This is a genomic window from Streptomyces sp. NPDC050164, assembly GCF_044459945.1.
Lineage (GTDB): Bacteria > Actinomycetota > Actinomycetes > Streptomycetales > Streptomycetaceae > Streptomyces > Streptomyces coeruleorubidus_A.
In genome coordinates, this window is sequence record NZ_JBITJK010000007.1 from 206,032 (window position 1) to 228,032 (window position 22,001).

At 70.9% G+C, this 22,001-nt stretch carries 17 protein-coding genes and 1 pseudogene; 9 read left to right on the forward strand and 9 right to left on the reverse strand.

What is annotated here, in order from left to right; all coding sequences use genetic code 11:
- The first annotated feature begins 12 nt into the window (after positions 1-12).
- The 5 genes from ACIBNA_RS14170 (at position 13) to ACIBNA_RS14190 (ending at position 6,790) form a co-directional block, all read left to right on the forward strand.
- Positions 13-1,344, forward strand: coding sequence for an ABC transporter substrate-binding protein (locus ACIBNA_RS14170; protein ID WP_399165479.1), 1,332 nt, complete (start codon positions 13-15; stop codon positions 1,342-1,344).
- 2 nt (positions 1,345-1,346) lie between these two features.
- Complete coding sequence (locus tag ACIBNA_RS14175; RefSeq protein ID WP_399165480.1) at positions 1,347-2,270, forward strand: carbohydrate ABC transporter permease; 924 nt, start codon at positions 1,347-1,349, stop codon at positions 2,268-2,270.
- Positions 2,267-3,091, forward strand: coding sequence for a carbohydrate ABC transporter permease (locus ACIBNA_RS14180; RefSeq protein WP_399165481.1), 825 nt, complete (start codon positions 2,267-2,269; stop codon positions 3,089-3,091). The genes ACIBNA_RS14175 and ACIBNA_RS14180 overlap by 4 nt, the downstream gene beginning before the upstream one ends.
- Positions 3,092-3,191: 100 nt before the next feature.
- Complete coding sequence (locus ACIBNA_RS14185) at positions 3,192-5,657, forward strand: CBM35 domain-containing protein (RefSeq protein WP_399165482.1); 2,466 nt, start codon at positions 3,192-3,194, stop codon at positions 5,655-5,657.
- Between the two features lie 140 nt (positions 5,658-5,797).
- Positions 5,798-6,790, forward strand: coding sequence for a sporulation protein (locus tag ACIBNA_RS14190; RefSeq protein WP_399165483.1), 993 nt, complete (start codon positions 5,798-5,800; stop codon positions 6,788-6,790).
- 12 nt (positions 6,791-6,802) lie between these two features.
- On the opposite strand, the gene ACIBNA_RS14195 is transcribed toward ACIBNA_RS14190, so the two are convergent.
- Both ACIBNA_RS14195 and ACIBNA_RS14200 read right to left on the reverse strand, forming a co-directional pair.
- On the reverse strand, positions 6,803-7,819 hold the full coding sequence (locus ACIBNA_RS14195; RefSeq protein WP_399165484.1) for a M56 family metallopeptidase: 1,017 nt from the start codon (positions 7,817-7,819) through the stop codon (positions 6,803-6,805).
- Positions 7,820-7,825: 6 nt separating this feature from the next.
- Positions 7,826-8,212, reverse strand: a complete 387-nt coding sequence (locus ACIBNA_RS14200) for a BlaI/MecI/CopY family transcriptional regulator (RefSeq protein WP_399165485.1) — start codon at positions 8,210-8,212, stop codon at positions 7,826-7,828.
- A 140-nt stretch (positions 8,213-8,352) separates the two neighbouring features.
- Here ACIBNA_RS14200 and ACIBNA_RS14205 point away from each other — a divergent pair, with 140 nt between their 5' ends.
- Positions 8,353-9,003: a hypothetical protein gene (locus ACIBNA_RS14205; protein ID WP_399165486.1), complete on the forward strand. Its 651-nt coding sequence runs from the start codon at positions 8,353-8,355 to the stop codon at positions 9,001-9,003.
- A complete protein-coding gene (locus ACIBNA_RS14210) occupies positions 8,991-9,242 on the forward strand; it encodes a twin-arginine translocase TatA/TatE family subunit (RefSeq protein WP_399165487.1) in 252 nt (83 codons plus the stop codon). Before ACIBNA_RS14205 ends, ACIBNA_RS14210 begins: the two co-directional genes overlap by 13 nt.
- A gap of 12 nt (positions 9,243-9,254) precedes the next feature.
- Here the strand turns inward: ACIBNA_RS14210 and htpG are convergent, their stop codons facing one another.
- From htpG to ACIBNA_RS14225, 3 genes are all read right to left on the reverse strand, one after another.
- Positions 9,255-11,153 carry a molecular chaperone HtpG gene (gene htpG, locus ACIBNA_RS14215; protein ID WP_399165488.1) on the reverse strand — a complete coding sequence of 633 codons (1,899 nt, stop codon included), beginning with the start codon at positions 11,151-11,153 and terminating at the stop codon, positions 9,255-9,257.
- 87 nt (positions 11,154-11,240) lie between these two features.
- Positions 11,241-11,966: a class F sortase gene (locus ACIBNA_RS14220; RefSeq protein ID WP_399165489.1), complete on the reverse strand. Its 726-nt coding sequence runs from the start codon at positions 11,964-11,966 to the stop codon at positions 11,241-11,243.
- Positions 11,967-12,112: 146 nt separating this feature from the next.
- A complete protein-coding gene (locus ACIBNA_RS14225; RefSeq protein WP_399165490.1) occupies positions 12,113-12,916 on the reverse strand; it encodes a hypothetical protein in 804 nt (267 codons plus the stop codon).
- 260 nt (positions 12,917-13,176) lie between these two features.
- On the opposite strand from ACIBNA_RS14225, the gene ACIBNA_RS14230 reads away from it, so the two are divergent.
- Positions 13,177-13,677 carry a hypothetical protein gene (locus ACIBNA_RS14230; RefSeq protein ID WP_399165491.1) on the forward strand — a complete coding sequence of 167 codons (501 nt, stop codon included), beginning with the start codon at positions 13,177-13,179 and terminating at the stop codon, positions 13,675-13,677.
- 19 nt (positions 13,678-13,696) lie between these two features.
- Here ACIBNA_RS14230 and ACIBNA_RS14235 read toward each other — a convergent pair whose 3' ends face one another.
- The 4 genes and pseudogenes from ACIBNA_RS14235 to ACIBNA_RS14250 form a co-directional block, all read right to left on the reverse strand.
- Positions 13,697-13,984: a DUF3040 domain-containing protein gene (locus ACIBNA_RS14235; protein ID WP_399165492.1), complete on the reverse strand. Its 288-nt coding sequence runs from the start codon at positions 13,982-13,984 to the stop codon at positions 13,697-13,699.
- Positions 13,985-14,270: 286 nt separating this feature from the next.
- Positions 14,271-14,666 (reverse strand): annotated as a pseudogene (locus ACIBNA_RS14240) (cation:proton antiporter); the annotation flags it as partial.
- 262 nt (positions 14,667-14,928) lie between these two features.
- Positions 14,929-16,392 (reverse strand): arabinose isomerase, encoded by a 1,464-nt coding sequence (locus ACIBNA_RS14245; protein WP_399165493.1) that lies wholly within the window; start codon positions 16,390-16,392, stop codon positions 14,929-14,931.
- A 30-nt stretch (positions 16,393-16,422) separates the two neighbouring features.
- Positions 16,423-17,682: an MFS transporter gene (locus ACIBNA_RS14250; protein WP_399165494.1), complete on the reverse strand. Its 1,260-nt coding sequence runs from the start codon at positions 17,680-17,682 to the stop codon at positions 16,423-16,425.
- Positions 17,683-17,890: 208 nt separating this feature from the next.
- Between ACIBNA_RS14250 and ACIBNA_RS14255 the strand changes: the two genes are divergently transcribed.
- A complete protein-coding gene (locus tag ACIBNA_RS14255; protein WP_399165495.1) occupies positions 17,891-21,919 on the forward strand; it encodes a glycosyl hydrolase in 4,029 nt (1,342 codons plus the stop codon).
- Positions 21,920-22,001: the final 82 nt, after the last annotated feature.

The window sequence follows — 22,001 nt, forward strand, 5'->3', positions numbered from 1 at the left end:
GAAAGGCACACGATGAAGACAAGAGCTCTCCCCGCCCTGGCGCTGATATGTGCCGCCGGCCTGGCCGCCACCGCGTGCAGCGACCCGACCGCCGGGGACTCCGGTTCGGACGGTTCGGACGCCAAGCGGACGGCGGTGAATCCGACCGCCCGGCTGGACGGCGTGAAGCTGACCATGTGGACCGCGCAGAACACGGTGACCGCGCCCAAGCAGGTCATCGACGCCTTCGAGAAGGCCACCGGCGCCAAGGTCGACACCCAGGCGATCCCGGACCTCTACGAGCAGAACGTGCCGACGAAGCTGGCCTCCGGCGACCGCCCCGACCTGATGTTCTGGCAGCCGTCCATCTCCACGCTGCCGTTCGTCCAGCCCAAGCAGAACCTCCTGACCCTCGACGGGGAGCCCTGGGAGGCCAAGCTCGGCGACACCGAGAGGTCCCTCGGCGTCATCGACGGCAAACGGTACGCGGCGATCGTCACCAGCCCCGCCATGCTCGGCGTCTACTACAACAAGGACGTCTTCAAGCAGGCCGGGCTGAGCGAGAAGGACTTCCCCAAGTCCTACGACGAGCTGCTCGCCCTCGGCCGCAAGGTCGTCGACAAGACCGACGCGGCCGCCTTCTACGAGGCCGGCGGCGACAAGTGGCCGCTCCAGTGGCAGATGCAGGTCCAGCTCACCGACCTCGACCGGCAGTGGTGGGCCGATCTGAACGCCGGCAAGAAGAAGTGGACCGACCCGGTCGTCATCGGCGCGATCAAGAAGTACAAGGAGAAGCTGCTCGACGCGGGGCTCGCCCAGAAGAACTACCGGACGGGCACCTTCACCGGGCAGGCCGACGCGCTGTGGAAGGGCGACGCCGGCATGGTCCTCAACGTCACGTCCTTCCAGAGCCAGTTGCAGGCCAAGTACTCCACCGCCGAGCTGGACAAGAAGATCGGCTGGTTCCCGGTCGCCAACTCCTCGGCCACCGGCCTGTACTCCCCCGACCAGACCAACGGTGTCGTCGCCTTCAAGACCGGTGACGACAAGCGGCAGAACGCGGCCCGGCAGTTCCTCGCCTTCTGGCTCGGACCGGACTACCCGGACTACATCAAGACGATGAAGATCCCGTCCGTGCAGCCGTCCGTGCCCACTCCCGACGGGCTGCCCGAGGCGTCCAAGGCCCAGGTCGCGGCCCTGCCCAAGGCCATCGGCGTCTTCCAGGCCAAGGCGATCGTCGCCCCCGACACCCACCTCTACCTGGCCGACATGATCTTCGGCAAGAAGAGCCCGCAGCAGGTCGCGCAGGCGATCCAGGACCAGTTCGCGCAGGTGGCCAAGGCCCAGGGCGCCCCCGGGTTCTGACCATGGCGGACACGGTCGTACGTACGCGCAAGCAGCCTGCTGCACAAGGCGCACCGAAGGGCGTGGGACGGCTGCCGCGCGCCGCCGTGCACCACCCCTGGTGGTTCGCGCTCCCCGCGATCGTCGTCTTCGCGGCCTTCTTCCTGGTGCCCAACCTGCTGAACTTCTACTACCCGTTCACCAACTGGTCCTCGTACCACGCGGACATCGCCTTCACGGGCCTGGACAACTTCAGGACCATCGCCGAGGACGGCTCACTGCTGCGGGCGATCCGCACGACCCTGGTGTACGCGCTGCTGGCGGCCTTGTTCCAGAACGGCTTCGGGCTCGTGCTGGCGCTGCTGCTGGAGGACGACAGCCGCTTCAACCGGTTCTTCCGTGCCGTCTTCTTCCTGCCGGTGCTGATCTCGGCGCTGGCGACCGGTTACGTCTTCCAGGCGCTGCTCGACCAGGACGGGGCGGTCAACTCCGTTCTGGGCACGGACATCCCGTGGCTGGGCTCGACGACCTGGACGCTGGTGATCGTCACGCTCATCCACGGGTGGAAGTGGATGGGCCTGTCGATGCTCATCTATCTGGCCGGGCTCAAGGGCATCCCCGGCGAGATGCTGGAGGCCGCGAAGTGCGACGGCGCGGGGCCCTGGCGGACCTTCTGGTCGGTGCGCTGGCCGATGCTCGCGCCGGCCGTCACCTTCAACGTCACCACCGCGCTGATCGGTTCGATGAACACCTTCGACATCGTGCAGGCCACGACGGGCGGCGGCCCCGCGGCTTCCACGGAGGTCTTCAACATCTACATGTTCCGGATCTTCGGTCAGGGCCTGTACGCGCAGGCCTCCGCGATGAGCCTCGTCCTGTTCCTGGTGGTGGTCGCCGTGGCGATCCCGCTGGTCGTGGGGCTCCGGCGAAGGGAGCAGATGCTGTGACCGCGGTGTGGCGGTACGGCCGCCCCTGTCTCGTCGTCCTGCTCGCCGCGCTGGCCGTGGGCGTGCCGCTGTGGCTGGTCGCCGTCACCTCGGCCAAGCCGCAGGCGGAGGCGATCAAGCCGAACCTGGACCTGCCCGGGCAGTGGCAGCCCGCGAGCAACTACGCGGACGCCGTCAGCCAGGGCGAGATGCTGCGCGGCTTCCTCAACTCGCTGCTGGTCGTGGTGCCTTCGGTGGTCCTGGTGCTGATCCTGGGCGCGGGCGCCGCCTGGGTCTTCGCCCGGCGCAAGTCGAAGCTGGTCTCGGCGGCGTACGCGCTGTGCATCAGCGGACTGCTGCTGCCGCCCGCCGTCATCACCATCGTGATGGAGCTGCGGCAGCTGGGGCTGTCCAACACCCGCCCCGGCATGATCGCCGTCTACACCGGCATGTACCTGTCGACGTCGATCTTCTTCATGACCGGCTTCATCCGCGCCATCCCCATGGAGCTGGAGGAGGCGGCCAGGATCGACGGGGCGACGCCGGCGCGGATCTTCTGGCGGATCGTCCTGCCGCTGCTCCGGCCGGTGATCGCCACCGCGACGATCATGGTGATGCTCTACGCCTGGAGCGACATCTTCTACGCGTTCTTCGTCCTCGGCGGCGGAGACCGGGCGACCCTGCCGCTCAACCTCTACCAGGTCGCCAGCGCCCAGCTCTACCTCAACAACTGGCATCTCGTCTTCGCGTACGTCGTGGTGATGAGCCTGCCCATGGTCGCCGTGTTCCTCGTCGGCCAGCGAAAGATCGTGTCCGGAATCACCAGTGGAGCCGTCAAGTGACTGGAGGTCCAGCAGCGTGATCACCCCCACCCGCACGAAAGCCCGTCCGAGATCTCGTACGAGAACCGCCTTGATAACAGCACTACTTGGAGCAGCCACCATGGCAGCCACTCTCCCCGCAGCCGGAAACGCGGCAGCAGCGGACCCACAGCGCCTCACCGTCGACCTCAACGCCTCCGAGGGCCCGGTGATGCTGGGCGCCAACGGCTCGCTGTACGGGCTCAGCGACGACGGGGTGCCCAGCGACGCCGCGATGGCGCCCCTGAAGATCACGAGCATCTCGCAGAAGCCGGAGGGGGGCGCCCAGCACCCCAACGGCGACGCGCTCACGGTCTCGAAGTCGTTCTTCCGTACCGGCGGCGGCGAGATCAACGTGATGATGCAGGACGTCTACGCCAAGTGGCCGTACGAGGACCTCGGCATCGACGACTACCTCCCCAAGGTCGACAAGATCGTCAAGGAGGTCTCGGCCGACCCGAACAGCGACCGCTTCGTCTACATCCCGTTCAACGAGCCAGACCAGATCTGGTACAAGCTCGGCGTCGCCGACCAGGCGCAGTACGAGAAGAACCGCGACCGGTTCTTCAAGGACTGGAAGACGGTGTACCACCGCATCCGCGCGATCGACCCGGACGCGAGGATCGCCGGACCCAACGAAGCCGCGTACCACACCCGTCTGTTGAAGGACTTCCTCGCCTTCGCCAAGCGGGAGAACGTGCTGCCGCAGGTGATGACCTGGCACGAGCTGGGTTCCGGCTCGCTGCGCGACTTCCAGGCGCACTACGACGACTACCGCAAGCTGGAGCGCGAGGCGGGCATCGCCCCGCTGAAGATCAACATCGACGAGTACGCCAACCGCCGCGACCTGTCCGTGCCCGGACAGCTCGTGCAGTGGGTGTCGATGTTCGAGCGCAACAAGGTGTACGCCAACATGGCGTACTGGGACGCGGCCGGCAACCTCAGCGGCCACGTCGTGCGCTCGAACATCCCCAACGGCGGCTGGTGGCTCTTCCGCTGGTACGCGGGCATGACCGGGGACACGGTGAAGGTGACGCCACCGCAGCCCAACACCATCGACACCCTCCAGGGGCTCGCCTCCCTCGACACCTCCCGCCGCCAGGCGCAGGTTCTGCTCGGCGGCTCCGCGGCCGACTCTGACGTGGTCGTGCGGGGCGTCCCCCGGTCGGTGTTCGGCCGTACGGTCACCGCGACCGTCGCCGAGGCCGCCTGGTCCGGATACGAGGGGCAGCACGCGGCGCCGCGGGTCCTCGCGCGCACCAAGGTGAAGGTCGCGGAGGACGGTTCGGCGACCGTCCCGCTGCGCGGCCTGCACAAGATGTCGGCGTACCGGGTCGTCCTCACCCCCGGCGGCTCCGGCACGCCGTCCGCCGCCTCCGTCCCGTGGTCGGCGTCGTACGAGGCCGAGGACGCGACCATCACCGACGGCAAGGTCTACACGCAGGGCACGGTCCAGAACGCCAACGGCTACGCGGCCTCCGGCACCAAGGATGTCGGCTCGCTCAACCAGCCCGGCAGCAAGGTCACCTTCTCGGTGACGGTCCCGAAGGACGGCACGTACGACCTGGCGATCCTGTACGGCAACCAGTCCGGCGGCCCCGCCACGCAGAAACTGTCGGTCGACGGCGGCGCCCCGGTGACGGTCGCCTACCCCTCCACGGAGAACTGGACGTACCGCGCCAAGAAGGACGTCAGCGTCCAGCTCAAGGCGGGCACGCACCAGCTGACCCTGTCCAAGGGCGACGCCGAGGTCACCCTGGACCGGATCGACCTGACCACGCGGACGGGCGCGCCCTCCGCCTCCTACGAGGCCACGCTGGCGGACATCAGCGGCAAGCCGTCGTACGACTACACCTCGTCGGCAGGTGTGGGCACGGGCGCCCTGGTCCTGCGCTCCGGTGACAAGGCGGTGTTCGACGTGTACGCCCCGCGCGACGGCTACTACACGGTGGTGCCGCGCACTTCGGCGGCCGTGAAGCTCTCGCTGCACGGGGAGACGGTCACGGCCGCGCCCGGCCGCCCGCTGCGGCTCTACCTGGTCGCGGGCAACAACCGGATCGCGATGACGTCGGGCCACAGCGCCGTCCGCTCCCTCGACGTCTCCGGCGACGGCTCGGCCGCCGGCACCCTCTCCCACGAGGGCGCCTCGGCCGCGCTCGCCGGCGGGGCCAAGCTCGTCGACTCCCCGCACGCGTCCGCGGGCTCGTACATCGGCTGGCTCGGCAACAGCGCCTCAAGCACCGCCGAGTTCACGGTGGACGCGCCCCGGTCCGGCCGCTATCTGCTGGTCGTCCACTACGCCCACAACGACCGCCGGGACAACGGCCACGCCTACAACACGGACATCATGTCCCGTACGGCGGACATCACGGTCGGGACCGCGGACCCGGTGAAGGTCACCTTCAAGAACACCTGGAGCTGGGACGACTACTGGACCGTCGGCGTTCCGGTCGATCTGGCGAAGGGCACGAACAAGGTGACGTTCGGCAACGCGAGCGCCTGGGCGCCGAACATCGACCGGATCGAGCTGGGCCGGATCGTGGGCTGAGTCGCGCGGTGACGGGGGCGGTTGCGGAGGAGTGAGCTGTACTCCTCCGCAACCGACGTGCAAGATCCCTTCCAGCACTCCCCTATACTTCTACATGTTTGTAGAACGTCAGTACACGCATGTGAGGAGTGGACGCCACCATGGTGTTCAAACGACTGCTCGGCGCGCTCGGCGTGGGCGGCCCCACGGTCGACACGGTCCTCGACCCGGCTCCCGTCCGGCCCGGCGGCACGCTCACCGGTGAGGTTCGGCTGGAGGGCGGCAAAGCCGACTTCGACATCGAGCACATCACCCTGGAGCTGGTGGCCCGGGTGGAGGCCGAGCACGAGGGCGGCGAGAGCGAGGGCGTCGTCCCCTTCGGCCGCTTCACCGTCGGCGGCGGCTTCCGGCTCGCCGAGGGCGAGCAGCGGGGTGTGCCGTTCAGCGTGACCCTGCCGTGGGAGACGCCGGTCACCGAACTGCACGGCCAGCGCCTGGGCGTCGTCCTGGGCGTGCGCACCGAGTTGTCGGTGGCCGGCGCGAAGGACAAGGGCGACCTGGACCAGCTGAACGTCACGCCGCTGCCCGTGCAGGAGGCCGTACTGGAGGCCCTCGGCGGGCTCGGGTTCGGATTCAAGACGGCCGACCTCGAGTACGGGCGCATCGGCGGCACCGGCCAGCAACTGCCCTTCTACCAGGAGATCGAGCTCGTCCCGTCACCCCGGTACGCGCACCAGGTCAACGAGATCGAGCTGACGTTCCTGGCGGACCCGGGCGGCATGGAGGTCGTGCTGGAGGCGGACAAGCGCGGCGGCTTCCTGTCGCCCGGCCATGACGCGCTGACCCGTTTCACCGTCTCCCACGACGGAGTCGAGCACCAGGACTGGCCCGCGATCGTCGACGGCTGGATCCGGCAACTGGTCGAGCACCGGGCCTCGTACGGCTCCCCCGCCGCGTTCGGCATGGGCGGCCACGGGCATGACGGGCACGGCGGGCATCACCATGACGGCCACCGCTCGGGCCCCGGCATGGGGACCGCCGTCGCGGCGGGCGCGGCCGGGCTCGCGGCCGGGGTCGTCGGCGGCATGGTCGCGGACGAAGTGGTCGACGAGGTCGGGGACTTCTTCGAGGGCGAGGAGGAAGAGGAGGGCTGAGGCCCTGCCCCCTCAAAAGGGTGTCGCGGCGTGCAGGATGAGCACCATCGTGACGGCGGAGTTCGCGGAGGACATCGCCGACGCGGCCGTTCCGGCGGCCGCGCCCCACGCCGCCAGTCCGACCGAGGTGAACACCGAGGGCCAGTTGCGTACCGCGGGTGGCGGGCCGAGCAGGGCCGCCACCCGGCGCGGCACCGGGCCCGGAGCGGCGAGTCCCGCGAGCGTGGGCGCCGGGGTACCCCGGGAGACCAGGGCGGCCGTGCCGATGGCACGCGCCACCGTGCGGCGGCTGCCGATCGCCCGGGCCGCCTCCTCGTCCGCCCACCGCTCGGCCGTGTACGCCACGGCCGTACGCAGCGGCCGAAGGAACGGGTTGGCCCGGGCCGCGAGCTGCACGGCGAGCAGGAAACGGTCGTGCCGGGCGGCGAGGTGCGCCCGCTCATGGGCGAACAGGGCCCTGCGCTCGGCCGGCCGGAGCCGGTCCAGCAGGGCCGTGGTCACCACGACACGCCCCCCGCGCCGACGGCGGACAGGGCGCCCGGCGCTGCCGCGCAGAGCACCGACCAGGCGGCCACCGTGCAGAGCACCACCACCCCGGCGACCACCACCGGGCAGCGCATACGCGTAGGGAACGCCGTCCGGCAGTACGGCCACCTCCGTGTCCGGCAGCCCGGACAGCGCGCGGTGGGCCTGGCGGCGCACCCGGGCGTGCCGCCACAGCGCGCGGGTGCAGGCGACGACGACCGCGCACAGCGCGGGAATCGCGGCCTTGCCGACGACCTCGTCGAACGGCACCGCCGCCCGCACCTCGGGGTCCGACCAGCCGTCGGGCAGCGGGTTGCCGGGCAGTTGGGCGGTGCCGACCACCATGACCAGTCCCAGGCACACCGTGCTGCACAGCGCCAGCACCGCGGCCATCGCGGTCAGTAACCGGGTCGCGGTGCGCGGGTGCAGATGCTGTTCGGCCAGACGCGCGACCGGCCACGCCGTGAGCGGGAGAACCAGCGGCAGAAAGACGAAGACCCCCATGAGGCTTCAGCCGTCCCCCTCGCCGTGGGCCTGCCCCAGCAGGTCACGCAACAGCCGCTCGTCGTCCGGGTCGAGGCCGGTGACGAAGCTGGCCAGCACCGCCTCCCGGTCGTTCTCGGCGTCCAGCACCTTGCGCATCTTCCCGGCGGCCAGGCCCGCATGGTCCGAGGAGGGCGTCCAGGCGAAGGACCGTCCCGCGCGCTCCCGGGTGACCGCGCCCTTGGCCAGCAGCCGGGTCAGGATCGTGATCACCGTCGTGTACGCGAGGTCACCGCCGAGGCGTTCCTGCACCCAGCCGGCCGTCACCGGGCCGTCCGCCTCCCGCAGTGCCGACAGCACCAGCGCCTCCAGCTCGCCCTGCCCCCGCCGGGGACGCTGCCGGGGATCCGTCACCGCCCTGTCTCCCTTCAGCCGCCCTGCGTTGCCTCTGGACATCGTATAGATCCGCGGGATCATCGCCTCTACTTCTACAGTACTGTAGATTCAATGCGTTCGCTCCCAACGTCCGACACAGCAACCGACGAGGAGACCCTGTGGCCGATCCGCCCCGCCTCCAACCCGAGGACCGCGCGGACTTCGAAGCGGTACTGGATCTGGCGCTGAGCACCGCGGACCTCCATGGTGCCGTGCGCGCCGATCCGACCGGCCGGACGGCCGCGCACCTGCGCGCCCACGCGCTCGCCCACGCCGATGCCATCACGGCGGCGGCAGGCGAGCCGTACCGCGCCTACCTGGCCGTACGGACGGCCGTCCGGCAGGACGCGCGGCGCCCGCTCGACACCGGCAGTCTGCTGCCCGCCCTCGCGGTGCTCACGCCGCTCGTGGCGGCGACGTCCGCCGGGTCCCTGCTCCTGCTCGGCTGCCTGCTCCAGGTCGCCGGCGCACCCGGCCCGTTGCCCGGGTCGCTCGTCTCGGCCGGCTGGACACTGGCGCTCGTGGCGGCCGTGACCGGCCTCCTCGGCCTGGCCGCGCTGCTGCGCTCGGCCCTGGGCGGGCGGGCCGACCGCGTGGAGCACGCCCGGCTGGCCTGGCGGCAGGCCCTGCTCGACCGCGGCATGCTGCCCCATCTGCTCCGGCATCCGGCGGTCGCACATTGCGATGCGGGGATCACACCGGGCTCCCCGCCCGATACGCTCACGCCGTGCCCGGCCCGGGCGAGAAAGGACACACCATGTTCGGACTGAGCGAGCTCGCGATCATCCTCATCGTCGTCATAGCCGTGATCGGGGCCAGGAAGCTGCCCGAACTGGCCCGGTCCGCCGGCAAGTCCGCCCGCATCCTCAAGGCCGAGGCACGCGCCGCGAAGGACGAGGAGGCCGGGGCGGGCACCGCGCCGCGGGTGGTCCAGGGCGAGATCGTCCCGCCGGGCACCGGCACGACCCCGCCCGGCGCGCGGGCGGCGGACGCCCCGGACCACCGCTGATCCGCCGACCGCCTACAGCGTGCGCTCCAGGCGGTCGGCCACGAGCTTGACGAAGCGTGCGGGGTCCTTGGGCTGGCCGCCCTCGGCGAGCACCGCCAGCGTGTGGAGCAGCTCGGCGGACTCGACGAGACCCGAGCGGTCCTCGCGCTCCTTGTACGCCTGGTTCAGGTTCTTCACCAGCAGGTGGTCCGGGTTGAGTTCGAGGATCCGCTTGGTGCGCGGCACCTCCTGGCCCATCGCCCGGTACATGTTCTCCAGGGCCGGGGTCAGGTCGTGCGCGTCCGAGACGACGCAGGCCGGGGAGACGGTGAGCCGGGCCGACAGGCGCACCTCCTTGATGTCCTCGTCCAGCTGCTCCCGCATCCAGCCGAGCAGACCGGCGTACTCCTCGGCCTGCTTCTCCCGCTCCCCGTCGGCCTTCTCGTCCTTCTCGCCGTCGAGGTCGATCTCGCCCTTGGTGACGGAGCGCAGCTTCTTGCCCTCGTACTCGCCGACGGCGTCCACCCACACCTCGTCGACGGCGTCGGTGAGCAGCAGGACCTCGATGCCCTTGTCCCGGAACGCCTCCATGTGCGGGGAGTTCTCGATGCTCTGCCGGGACTCGCCGGTGATGTAGTAGATGTCCTCCTGGCCGTCCTTCATCCGCTCCACGTACTGCGCGAGGGTGGTCGGCTCGTCCTCGGCGTACGTGGTGGCGAACGACGCGACGGCGAGGATGGCGTCCCGGTTCTCGGAGTCGGTGACCAGACCCTCCTTCAGGACCGTGCCGAACTCGCGCCAGAACGTGGCGTAGCGGTCGGCGTCCTTGGCCTTGATCTCCTTAACCGTGGACAGGACCTTCTTCGTCAGCCGGCGCTGCATCATCCGGATGTGCCGGTCCTGCTGGAGGATCTCGCGGGAAACGTTGAGCGAGAGGTCCTGCGCGTCGACGACGCCCTTGACGAAGCGGAGGTAGGGCGGCAGCAGCGCCTCGCAGTCGTCCATGATGAAGACGCGCTTCACATACAGCTGGACGCCGCGCTTGAAGTCCCGCGTGAACAGGTCGTGCGGGGCGTGCGAGGGGACGAAGAGCAGGGCCTGGTACTCGAAGGTGCCCTCGGCCTGGAGCCGGATCGTCTCCAGCGGCTCGCGCCAGTCGTGGCTGATGTGCTTGTACAGCTCGTGGTACTCGTCGTCGGACACTTCGTCGCGCGACCGCGCCCACAGGGCCTTCATCGAGTTCAGCGTCTCGGGCTCGGGCGCGTCCTCGCCGTCGCCCGCCTCCGGGACCATCCGGATGGGCCAGGTGATGAAGTCCGAGTACCGCTTGACGATCTCCCTGATCGTCCACGGCGAGGTGTAGTCGTGGAGCTGGTTCTCCGGGTCGGCGGGCTTGAGGTGGAGCGTGACGGAGGTGCCCTGCGGCGCGTCGTCGACCTTCTCCAGCGTGTACGTGGACTCGCCGCGCGACGTCCAGCGGGTCCCCTGGCTCTCGCCGGCGCGCCGGGTCACCAGCGTCACCTCGTCCGCCACCATGAAGCCGGAGTAGAAGCCGACGCCGAACTGGCCGATGAGCCCCTCGGCATTGGCCGCGTCCTGGGCCTCCCGCAGCTCCTTCAGGAAGGTGGCCGTACCCGAGTTGGCGATGGTGCCGATGAGCCGTCCGACCTCGTCGTACGACATGCCGATGCCGTTGTCCCGCACCGTTAGGGTCCGGGCGTCCTTGTCGACGTCGATCTCGATGTGCAGGTCGGACACGTCGGCGTCGAGCGAGTCGTCCCGCAGCTTCTCCAGGCGCAGCTTGTCCAGCGCGTCGGAGGCGTTGGAGACAAGCTCCCGCAGGAAGACATCCTTGTTCGAGTAGACCGAGTGGATCATCAGCTGGAGCAGCTGACGTGCCTCTACCTGGAACTCAAACGTTTCGGTCGTCATGGTTCGCGAATACCTCACAGGTCCCACAGTCGCCTGAAGCTGGTGGCAGTCACTCTAAAACACCACCTCAGGCCGGGGACCCGGAAGTCAGACGAGATGGGCGAACACGACCAGATTCTCGGTGTAGTCCCGGGCCCGCCGGTCGTAGGCACCCGCGCATGTGATGAGCCGGACCTGGGCGTAGGGGGTGTCACCGTACACGCGCTTGCTGGGGAAGTCGGCCTTGGCGAACGACTGCGCGTCGTCGACCACGAAGGTCGCCCTGCTGCCGTCGGCCCGCGCCACGTGGAACCGGTCGCCCTTCCTCATCTGGCTGAGCCCCGCGAACACAGCCGGGGAGGTCGCGGTGTCCACATGCCCGGCGATGATCGCGGTTCCGGCCTCGCCGGGCGAGACGCCCTTGGCGTACCAGCCGACGAGGTTGGTGTCGTCGGCCGGAGGGGGTTCGAGCTCACCCGAACGGCCGATGGCGAGGTCGGTGAAGGGCGCGTTCACCGAGATCTTGGGGATGAAAAGACGGACCGGCCGGGACCGCGGCAGATGCGGGCCGGTCCCGGACGCGGCGGTCCGGTGCGGCGCTGCGGACGAGGGCGGCGCGTCGGGCACGGCGGAGGTGGCCGGCGCGGCCGTCGGGACGGCCGGCGGGGCGTGCGGCGGGCCACCGGCGTCGGACGACGACTCACCACGTCCGGTGACCATGGTGACGATCAGCACCAGGGCGGCGAGACCCCAGATGACCGTCACGACGGTGCGGAATCGCCGCTTCGACGGCGCGGGACCGGGCTCGGCGGGAGAAGGAGGGCTGGCTGCCATCGGAGACCACCTCATTCGGGCACGGCAGCGGAACGGACACGGCAGCGAACGCGGCACACGGCACACGGCACGCGGGAGGACGAGCCGGGCCGCCGCGACGCGAGGAGCACGTGCGGCGGCCACGGCGGCATGCGGTCAGGTCTCGGTCATGCCGCGCCCTGCGAGGCCCTCTGACGCCTCAGGGCGTACAGGCCCGTGCCGGCCACGGCCAGCACCGCCAGCCCGCCGGCGGTCACGCCCTGCGTGGAGGCCAGGGCACCGCCACCGGTGTGCACGCCACCGCGCGGCTTGTCGTGCCCGAAGCCCTTCTCGTGGTCGTCGTGCTTGCCGTGCTCGAAGCCCTTCTCGTGGTCGTCGTGCTTGCCGTGCTCGAAGCCCTTCTCGTGGTCGTCGTGCTTGCCGTGCTCGTCGCCGAACTCGTCCTTGTGGTGCTTGTCCCCGAAGCCGTTCTCGTCGTGCTTGTCGCCCCAGGGGTCGTCGCCTCGCTCGCTGTCCTTTTCCCAGTCGTCCGAGTTCACCACGGTCAGCGCTCCGCCACCCGTGTGCACTCCGCCGCGCGGCTTGTCGTGCTTGCCGTGCCCGAAGTCCTTCCCGTGGTCGTCGTGCTTGCCGTGCTCGTCGCCCTTGCCGTGCTCGTCGTGCTTGCCGTGTTCGTCGCCCTTGCCGTGCTCGTCGTGCTTGCCGTGTTCGTCGCCCTTGCCGTGCTCGTCGTGCTTGCCGTGCTCGGGGCGGTCCGAGTCGTGGTCCGTGTTCACCGCGGTCAGAGCTCCCCCGCCCGTGTGCATCCCGCCGCGCGGCTTGTGGTGTTTGCGGTCCTTGTCGTGCTCCTTGCTGTAGGAAGTGGTGTCGTGGTCCCGGTCACCCATCGCCTCGGCGTAGGCGGTGGGTGCGGCGATCGCGAGGGCGGCCGTGGCCGTGGCCGTCGCGAGCAGCATGCGGGCAGAGCGCATCGGTGAGTCCTTCCGTCTCGGACCGGGCGCTGACGCCTCGCCAGCTCACGAGACCCGGCCTCGACGTGCACCACCGTCAGTCATGCCGGGCCGTCCCACCATCCGGAGCGTTCACACGGGTTACGACCACACCCTGACGGCGGCATTCGCCCCGGCCGGTCCGGCCGGAAAGATCGCAACCTCTCGCCCGTCGCACCCGTCTCCTACGGCGACACGGGGGCGAGGTCCGCTCTCCCCCGGACCAGCTGCGGGAGGCGTTCATGGCCATGGTCGGCCTGTTCTGGATCGGCGAGGACTCGGTGTACGTGGGGGCCGAGCCCGAGGGGGCGGCCTCCGGGGTGCGGCTGTCCGAGGACGGAGTCGAGGCGCTGGGGGCCGGCCGGGGCGGGTTCTGGACGTGGGACCAGGTGGTCCGGATCGAGGCTCACGACGTGCCCGTGCGGGCCGGGGTGCGGAGGCTGGCGTCCATGGCTTTCGACGCCGCGCTGGTCGTGGTCACGGGTGACTGCCAGCTGCCGCCCGCCTTCACCGTGGAGGTGGCGACGGCCGAGGAGACCGTCCAGGTCGATGTGCACGCGGCCGTCGCCGGAGGGATCTACCTGCCCTCCGAGTACGAGCTCTCCGTCGCCCTCCTCCAGCGGCTCGCCGACGGCGGCACCGGGATCGGCGACCTTCTCGCCTGGGGTCGTGACCACGCGGCCGAGGACACTCCGCCGCGCGAGGAACGCGAGGCGCTGCTGCGGAAGTGGGCGGGGGCATAGGCTCCGGCTGCCGCGCGCGTCACCATCGCCGCTGCCTTTGACGCCCCAGGCGGCTCGGGTCGGGGTCGACCAGTTGGGCCGCCATGCCGACGAGGACCAGTCCGGCCGCGATGAGCAGCCCTTGGGCCAGGGCGATGCCGGAGCCCAGGACGGCCACGCCTAGGGCCAGCGCCCACCAGGCTCCGGTACGCCGGTACTCCCGGGGCCGGGCCGGGCGGCCGGAACTCATGGCCCGGGTGAACCTGGGGTCCTCCCGCTCGAGTCGTGCTTCGAGGTCGACGAGACGTTCGTCTTCGGACTGGGGCACGGCTTCTCCTTCCCGGAACCCGACAGCGTTTCGAGGCAGGGCACGGCCGAGGCCATGGCAAGTCCTGGGGTGTCGGGGCCGTGTGACGGTGCGGAGGGAGACAACCCGCCGACGCGCGGCGCGGCCGGTCCCACCAGGGCTTGAGCTTCTCCCCCTTCCAGCGGCGTCCGCCATCAGGCCCAATCCTCATCCTTCCCGGTGGCCGCCCCGTACGAACGCCGTGCCGTAAGACGGTTGTTCGGTCGGGGATGGGTGGTGGCACGGATGGCCGGAGACCACCGGGGCCGATGGCGGACGAGGAGATCCCCAGGACACCGGCGGGCACCAGCGCCTCCCGGACGCCCCAGCCCAGAGCGAACCCGAAGACCAGACCCGCGCCGACGTTGAGCAGCAGGTAGATGCCGCCCGCCGTCAGCAGGCGCCGGCCGCCGCTCCTGAGGTCGTCGAGGTGGAACTCCAGGCCCAGGTAGAACAGCAGCAGCACCAGTCCGAGTGCGGAGAGCATCTCGAAGTCGTGTGCGTCCTCGACTATGACCAGGCCCTGCGTGTGCGGGCCGAGCAGGATGCCCGCGAGCATGCAGAGCGCGATGGTCGGGAATCCGATCCTGCCGCCGAGGCGGGCGAGGAGGGCGGCGGCGAGGAAAGCGCCGCCCATCGCGAGGAGGCTGTCAGCGCGTCCCACGGGTCACCGCCTTCGCGGGCCCGCGGGGGCGGATCGTTTCACCATGCGGGGATCGAAAGGGGCTCCTCCTTCGTGAGGCTGGGTCGGACGGCGTCGTGCACGTCTCGGCGCCGCACGAGGCCGCGGCCATGACAACCGACGCGAGCCTCGGCGACGCCGCCTGCCTCACACGGGCTCCGGGTCCGTCACCAGCGGTGCCCGCACCCATTTCCGGGCGGTGGCGACAACCACTCTCCGGGTGGGGGCGACGCCCATCTCCCCGTCACACACTCCGGTGGTCGATGCCCAGCAGGCTCGCCGCCGCGTGGAAGTCGGCCGCGTGGTGGCCGACCGCGAGGGACCAGTGGTGGCCGACACCCGTGGCGCTCCACGCGTCCACCCATTCGCCTGGATCGCGGCCGAAGTCGACGCGGCGGGTGGTGTTGCCGATCTCCAGCAGGGGTCCCGGTACGACGGTGCCCTCGGAGGTGACGAAGGACAGACTGCCATCGGCGTCCTGGCCGAGGCCGAGCAGGGTGACGGGCCCGTGCTGGACGTCGAACTCGACGCTCACGCCCCAGCCGCGTTTGCCGTGGTAGACGCCGAGCCCGCGCAGCAGCGGGTCGCGGGCGCTGACCGCGAGGTGGGCGGGTCCGTCGTGGCCCATCTCCACGACGCCGTCCTCGAAGTTGAGGGCCTGGATCTCGGTGAAGGAGCCTCCGGCGCCGACGCTCTGGGAGGCGAGCTGGGCGACGCTGGTGCGCAGTTCGTACTCCCCGGCCGCCGGCACGCCCCGGGCCGTGAGCAGGGAGGCTCCCAGGATCATGCCGGCGCCGAGCCGCTCGTGCAGCTCCCCGTCGAGGCCCCGGTGGTAGTACGCGAGGCTGTCGAGCTGGAAGTCCGCCACGAGCCGGTCCAGGGCGACCGACACGGTCGCGCCCCAGGCGAAGTCCTCCTCCACCACGCTGTCGTCGAGGGTGAAGACCTGCCGGGCGAGCGCCATCCGCTCCCTGGTCTCCTTCTCGGTCACGCGCTCCACCCGGTGCCGCAGGTCGTCGAACTCCAGCACCTCCACGTGCGAGCCGAACGTCGTGGACAGCAGCGTCGGATCGGTCTGCACGTCGAGCATGCCGGGGTACACGTGTCCCATGAGGCCGTGCCGGGCGTGCCGGAGCGCGGCGCGGATGTGCGCGGCCCGGATCCACTGTTCGATGCGCCGCCAGGCGGACTCCTGCCGCAGCCAGCCCGAGACCGACCGGAAGGGGATGCCGGCGCGCCGGAAGACGTTGCCGACCTCGGGGACGGGGCACTGACCGCAGTAGGCCAGCCAGGCCCCGGTGTCGAAGGAGGCGTGGTCCATCTTCTCGGTCGGCTGGAGGTCGATGACCAGGACCGGAGTGTGCGTGCGCTGCGCGATCGGCAGCACCATCGAGGAAGTGAGATACGTCGTCAGGAACAGCACGATGAGGTCGCAGTCGGCCTTGCGCAACTGTTCGGCGGCGCGCGCTCCTTCCTGGGCGTCGGAGACGAACCCGGCGTCGGTCACCTCCGCGTCCATCCCCCGGAAGCGCTCGGCGACGTAGGCGGCCGACTCCTTCAGCTGCGGGAGGAGCCCGGGGAACTGCGGCCAGTACGTGCCGAGTCCGCCTGCGACCAGTCCGATCCGGGTGCGGCGCCGGGTGACCGGCGGGAGCAGGTCGTGCAGGGCGGCGGCCCGTCCGGCGGTGCGGTCCGCGGTCGTTGCCATGGTCGGTGCTCCTTGTCGGTGTGCTGCGGCTCAGGTGCTGGGGACTCGCAGGTCCGCTCTGTCTTGCGCCGCGCCGGTGGCACGGGGGACCAGGACGCGGATGATGAACATGCCCGCGAACGCGGCCACCGTCATGCAGGCGGTGATCGTCCAGAGCAGGACGGCCGGGCTGTAGTCGGCCAGGGCGGGAGTGAAGAACGCGGCGACCGCGAAGACCCCGCGTGACAGGGCGTAGGTGAAGCCCTGGGTGGTGCCGCGGGTGTCCGCGGGCAGCGTGAGCTGCGACCACACCTTGTAGTTCGCCTCTCCGGCGAAGGGGTTGGAGAGCTGGTAGAGCACGAAGAAGACGAGCATGCCGACGAGTGCGCCCGCGGTCAGGGACGCGATGACGAAGGCGAGGATCTGCACCACCGCGGCCACGTGGAACAGCCGGTCGCGCCAGGGGCTGTCGGCGACGCGGACGAAGGCGAAGGTCAGCAGCACCCCGATCGGGATGAAGGCCAGGTTGATTCCGGTGGCCAGGCTCTGTGAGGCGTCGCTGACGGTGACGAGCAGATAGGTGCCGAACTGGCCGAAGGTGTTGGCCCCGAGGCCCCAGGTTACGTAGAAGACGAAGGTCGCGGTCATCGGCAGCAGGGCGGCCCGCGTCCAGATGTTCCTCAGTGCGCTGCCGCGCGAGGTGGCCGCCGTCTCCTCCTTCGTGTCCTGTTCGGCGGACAGCTTCAGGCGGGAGCGCAGGGCCCAGGTGACGAGCGCGGCGACGGCCAGTTGTCCGGTGATGAGCCGGGCCCCGGTCATGCCCGTGGTGGACAGGACGAAGCCGAGGAAGATGGCGACGGCGATGCCCAGCATCCACATGACCTGTGTGAAGGCGATGAGCCGTCCCCGGGCCCAGGAGGGTGCGGCGTCCGAGACCACGGCCAGGGACGTCGGCAGGTCGGCGCCGGCCGCAAGTCCAGCGACGAGGACGCCGATCAGCAGCGTGATGTCGTCGGGCGCCAGCGTGATGACGATCGCCCCGAGCGCGAAGCAGAAGATGTCCCAGTTGTAGACGCGGCGGCGGCCGAAGAGGTCGGCGAGCCGGCCGCCGACGAGGGATCCGACGGCGATGCAGCCGGTGACGATCGCGCTGATCGCACCGGCCATCCACACGCCCATGTCGTAACTGTCGCGGTAGATGGCCAGGTTGACGGAGATGCTGACGATCAGCCCGGCGTCGAGATAGGAGGCCATGCCCGACAGGGCGGCGGCCTTCCAGAGCTGTTTGGGGATGGGGCGGGTACCGGCCATGATGCGACTCCGTCGTCTGGTGACATCGCGGTTCCGGGGGCCTGGTCGCAGCGAATATAGGGCGAGAAAAACGTTGCAACAAGGTGTCGCGCAGACATCGGCGACCGTGTGTTGGCTTCCGCCGTGCCGTCCTCGGATATGGCGTGACCGTCCCAGCTCCCCTACGGTGAAGGTGGCCTAAAAACGTTTTAGGGGAAGGACCGCGTCCGTGATCTCCCCCGCACTGCGGCAGCTGTTCGAGGACCCGCCCCGCGATTTCGGCCCCGCACCCCTGTGGTGGTGGTCGGGTGCGAAGGTCACCCGCGAGCGACTCGCCTGGCAGATGCGGGCGTTCGCCGAGGGCGGTGTCCACAACCTCGTCGTGATCAACCTGGCCCCGGCCGGCCCGACGTTCGGCGCCCGGGCCGACGATCCGGCGTGGTTCGGCGAGGAGTGGTGGGCGCGCTTCACCGACGCCTGCGAGATCGCGGCGGAGTTGGGCACACGCCTGTGGTTCTACGACCAGATCGGGTTCTCCGGCGCCAATGTGCAGGGTGGTGTGACACGGCGTCATCCCGAGGCCAGGGGCGGTGCGCTGCGCTGCCGCGACGTCACCGTCTCCCGGGGCAAGGTCGCCCTGCGGGATGCCGAGACCCCGCTGGCCGCGTACACCGCACGGGGACGACGCCTCGACCTCGCCACGGACGGCCGGCACACCCTGGCCGTCGCCGCCGCCGACGGAACCGACGTACGGCTCGTCACCGCCGTACCCACGGCGTTCGACTACCTGGCCCCGGACGCCGTCGGCCTGTTGATGGACGCCGTGCACCACGAGTACGACCGCCGCGTGCCCGAGCACCTGGGCACCGTCATCGCGGGCAGCTTCCAGGACGAACTGCCGGGCACGAACGCCTGGAGCCACCGCTTCGCCGACGAGTTCCGCACCCGGCGCGGCTACGACCTGCTCGACCACCTGCCGGCTCTGTTCGGCACGGACGCCACCGTGCCGGAGACGAAGATCCGAGCCGACTACTACGCGGTCCGCGCGGAACTCACCGAAGAGGCCCTCTTCCGGCCGCTGGCCGCATGGCACCGCGAGCGCGGGATGCTGCTGGGCAGCGACCAGAGCCACCCCGCCCGCGCCGGATACCCGGCCCAGTCGACGCAGATCTACACCGACTACTTCCGCACCCACCGCTGGTACGGCGCCGCCGGCAGCGACCACCACGGCGACGCCAAGGTGCACTCCTCCATGGCCCACCTCTACGGCCACGAACGGGTCTGGATCGAGGCGTTCCACTCCTCCGGCTGGGGCGGCACGCTGGAGGACACCTACCACTGGCTGCTGCCGTTCCTGCGCAGCGGCGCCAACCTGTACAACCCGCACGCCAGTTACTTCGGCACAGCGGGCGGCTGGTTCGAGTGGGCACCGCCGTCCACCGACTGGCGCCAGCCGTACTGGAAGCAGTACCCGGCGTTCTCCCGGGCCGTGGCCCGGATCTGCTCGATCATGTCCTGGGGCAGTTACGCCGCCGACGTGGCGGTTCTGCACCCGACCGCCACCATGCAGGCCCTCGTCCCGCTGGACGCGCCCGTCCAGCACTTCGGCGACGGCCGACTGGGCGACGGCCACGCCGACGCCGACCAGACACAGCGCCACTACCTCGGCCTGTGCGGCACCAACAACTGGCTCGCCCCGCACCCCGGCGCCCTGGACCGGCGCGGCATCTCCTTCGACGTCGTCGACGACGACTCGGTGCAGCGCGCCAAGGCCGCCGACGGCGCCCTGCGGATCAGGGACCTGGCCTACCGCGCGGTGCTGCTGCCGTCGGCGAGCGTGCTGGAGGAGGAGACGGCGCGACGGCTGGCCGAACTGCTCGACGCGGGCGGACGGGTCGTCGTCGTGGGCCGTGCGCCGGTGACGGCCGCCGGCCGGTCCGGCGACGACTCGGTGGTGGCAGCCCTGTCGTCGCATCCCCGGCTGGAGCGGGTGCGCGACCCGGAGGACGGCGCGGCGGCCGTGGCCGACGCGGCCGGTCACGCCACGGGCGAGGTGCCGCTGCTCGTCAGGCGGACGGGGAACGAGGCGGTGGCACTGGTCACGGCGGCCTTCCCCGAGATCGGCGCGCATCCGCTGCGGGCCGGTTCCTCCCCGTCGGGCGAGGCCTCCGGCACCTCGTCCGTCACCGTGCGGGCCGCGGTCGCCGAGGCCGAGGTCTGGAACCCGGCGACCGGCTCCCGCACCCCGGCGCACGTCACCGTGTGCGCCGACGGCGCCGTCTCGACCATCGACGTACCGCTGGACGGCGCCCCCGCGGCCCTGGTCGTATGGCGCGAGGGCCGGCCGACGCCCACGCGTCCTCAACGGCAGACCTCCGCCCAGGTGATCGACGTCTCGACCGGCTGGCACGGCCGCCTGGTCCCCACCATGGACAACACCTGGGGCGATCTGGCCCTGCCCCCGGGTTCGTCGGTGGACGAACCGCGGATCTGGACCATGGAGTGGACCGAGGGCGGGACGTGGGAGCCGACCCGGGTCACGTACGGCAACCGGGTCCGCGTCCTGCCGCCGGTACCGCTCGGTCAGGTGCCCGAGCCACTGGACGCCGCGTCCGTGGAGCGGATTCTGGCCGGTGAACTGACCCTGGTGCCGCCCGACGCGGGCTGGGACGTCGCCGTGTACTCGTCGAGCCGTGGCATCCCGGACCCGGGCGGGCTGCTGGGCCTCAAGGGGCTGGTGAACGAGGAGTTCGTACGCGTCCCGGTGCCGGGCGGCACAACGGCCGCCCGGGTCCGGGCGATCGTGGAGACCGACCACAGGGGGCCCGCCGAACTGCATGTCGGCGCGGAGTGCGTCAAGCGGGTGTGGTGGAACGGCGAGCCGCTGGAGCCGGACGGCGACGGTTACCTGGCCTCCGCCCCGGTCACGGTGGCCCGGGACCGGGGCGTGCTCGAGTACGAACTGTCCGACGCCCAAGGCCGCCCCTCGACGATCTCGGCCGCCGACGGCACGCCCCTGGGCAGCTTCTTCTGTCTGTCGGAGCCGGGCGGGCTCGGGCCGCGTCCGCGGTTCATGCGCCCACCGGACGGAGTGCGGCCGGACGGCCGCGTCACCTACCGTGCGCGACTCCGGGTCCCGGGCGACGACGCACGGACGGTACTCGTCGTCGGTGCCGCCTCGGCGGTCACCGTGCTGCTCGACGGGGACGTCGTGGCACGGCAGGAGAAGGTGGAGTACTACGAGGCGGACTGGGGCGCCGTGCCGATGTTCTTCCGCCACGAACCGGCGCTCGGGGCGGGCGAGCACACCCTGGAGGTCATGGCCGACAGTGCCGACCGCCGGGACGCGGTGTTCGTCGATCTGGTGGTGCGCTCCAGGGATGAGGTGACGGCCCTGGTCAGCGGCGCCGGCTGGGAGGCCGAGTCGGGCGGCCGGCGGGGGCGGACCGTCGAGGACGAGCGCAGGCGGGGCGAGTTGCAGCACTGCCACGCCGGGGTACGGCCGCACCCGCTGCCGGACACCGGGTGGCTCACGGGCCGGCCGGTGCTCGGCGGCACCGTATGGCCGTCACGGTCCACCGACGACGTCCACGCGACGCCGCAGCGCTTCCGGTTCACCGTGCCGGCGGGAACGGTGTCGCTCGACCTGCCGTTGGCGCTTCGCGCGAGCGTGCGCGTCGGTGGCGGTCCGGAACTCCCCTTGGAGGGCGACCAGCTGACACTTCCTCGACCACTCACAGTGCCCACACCGGTCGAGGTGGTCACGGACCCCACTGCGGTCCTGCGGGGCGGCTCCGCCTGGCGGGGGCCGGTGCGGGTGCGTGCCGTACCGGCGCCGCTGCCCCTGGGGGACTGGCGGGAGCTGGGGCTGGGCAGTTGGAGCGGAGGCGTGACGTACGCGCGGGCACTCAAGGTGCCGTCGGGGCCCGATCCCGTGCTGGATCTCGGGCGGGTGCGGGGCAGCGTGGAGGTGTCGGTCGACGGGGAGCCGGCCGGTGAGGCGTTCTGCGCGCCGTACCGTTTCCCGCTGCGCGGTGCCGCCGGGCGTACCGTCCGGCTGGAGGTGACCGTCCGGGGCACGCTGGCGCCGTATCTCGCGGAGGCCACGCCCACGGCCTGGGCTTTCGACTCGCAGCTGTCGTCGGGGTTGTTGGGACCGGTCACGCTGCGGATCTCGTCTGGACCGGAGGGCGGGGGCCAGGGTCTGTCGTTTGGATCAGGTCGCAGGGAATCGACGGCATCTCTTCAGCGCCGGTGAGCGGGGTCTGGTGCGTGCAGCCGCAAGGCGGAGGAGGGCGGCGATGCGATGGGGGCACCGCCCGCGCGAGCGAAGCCGAGCG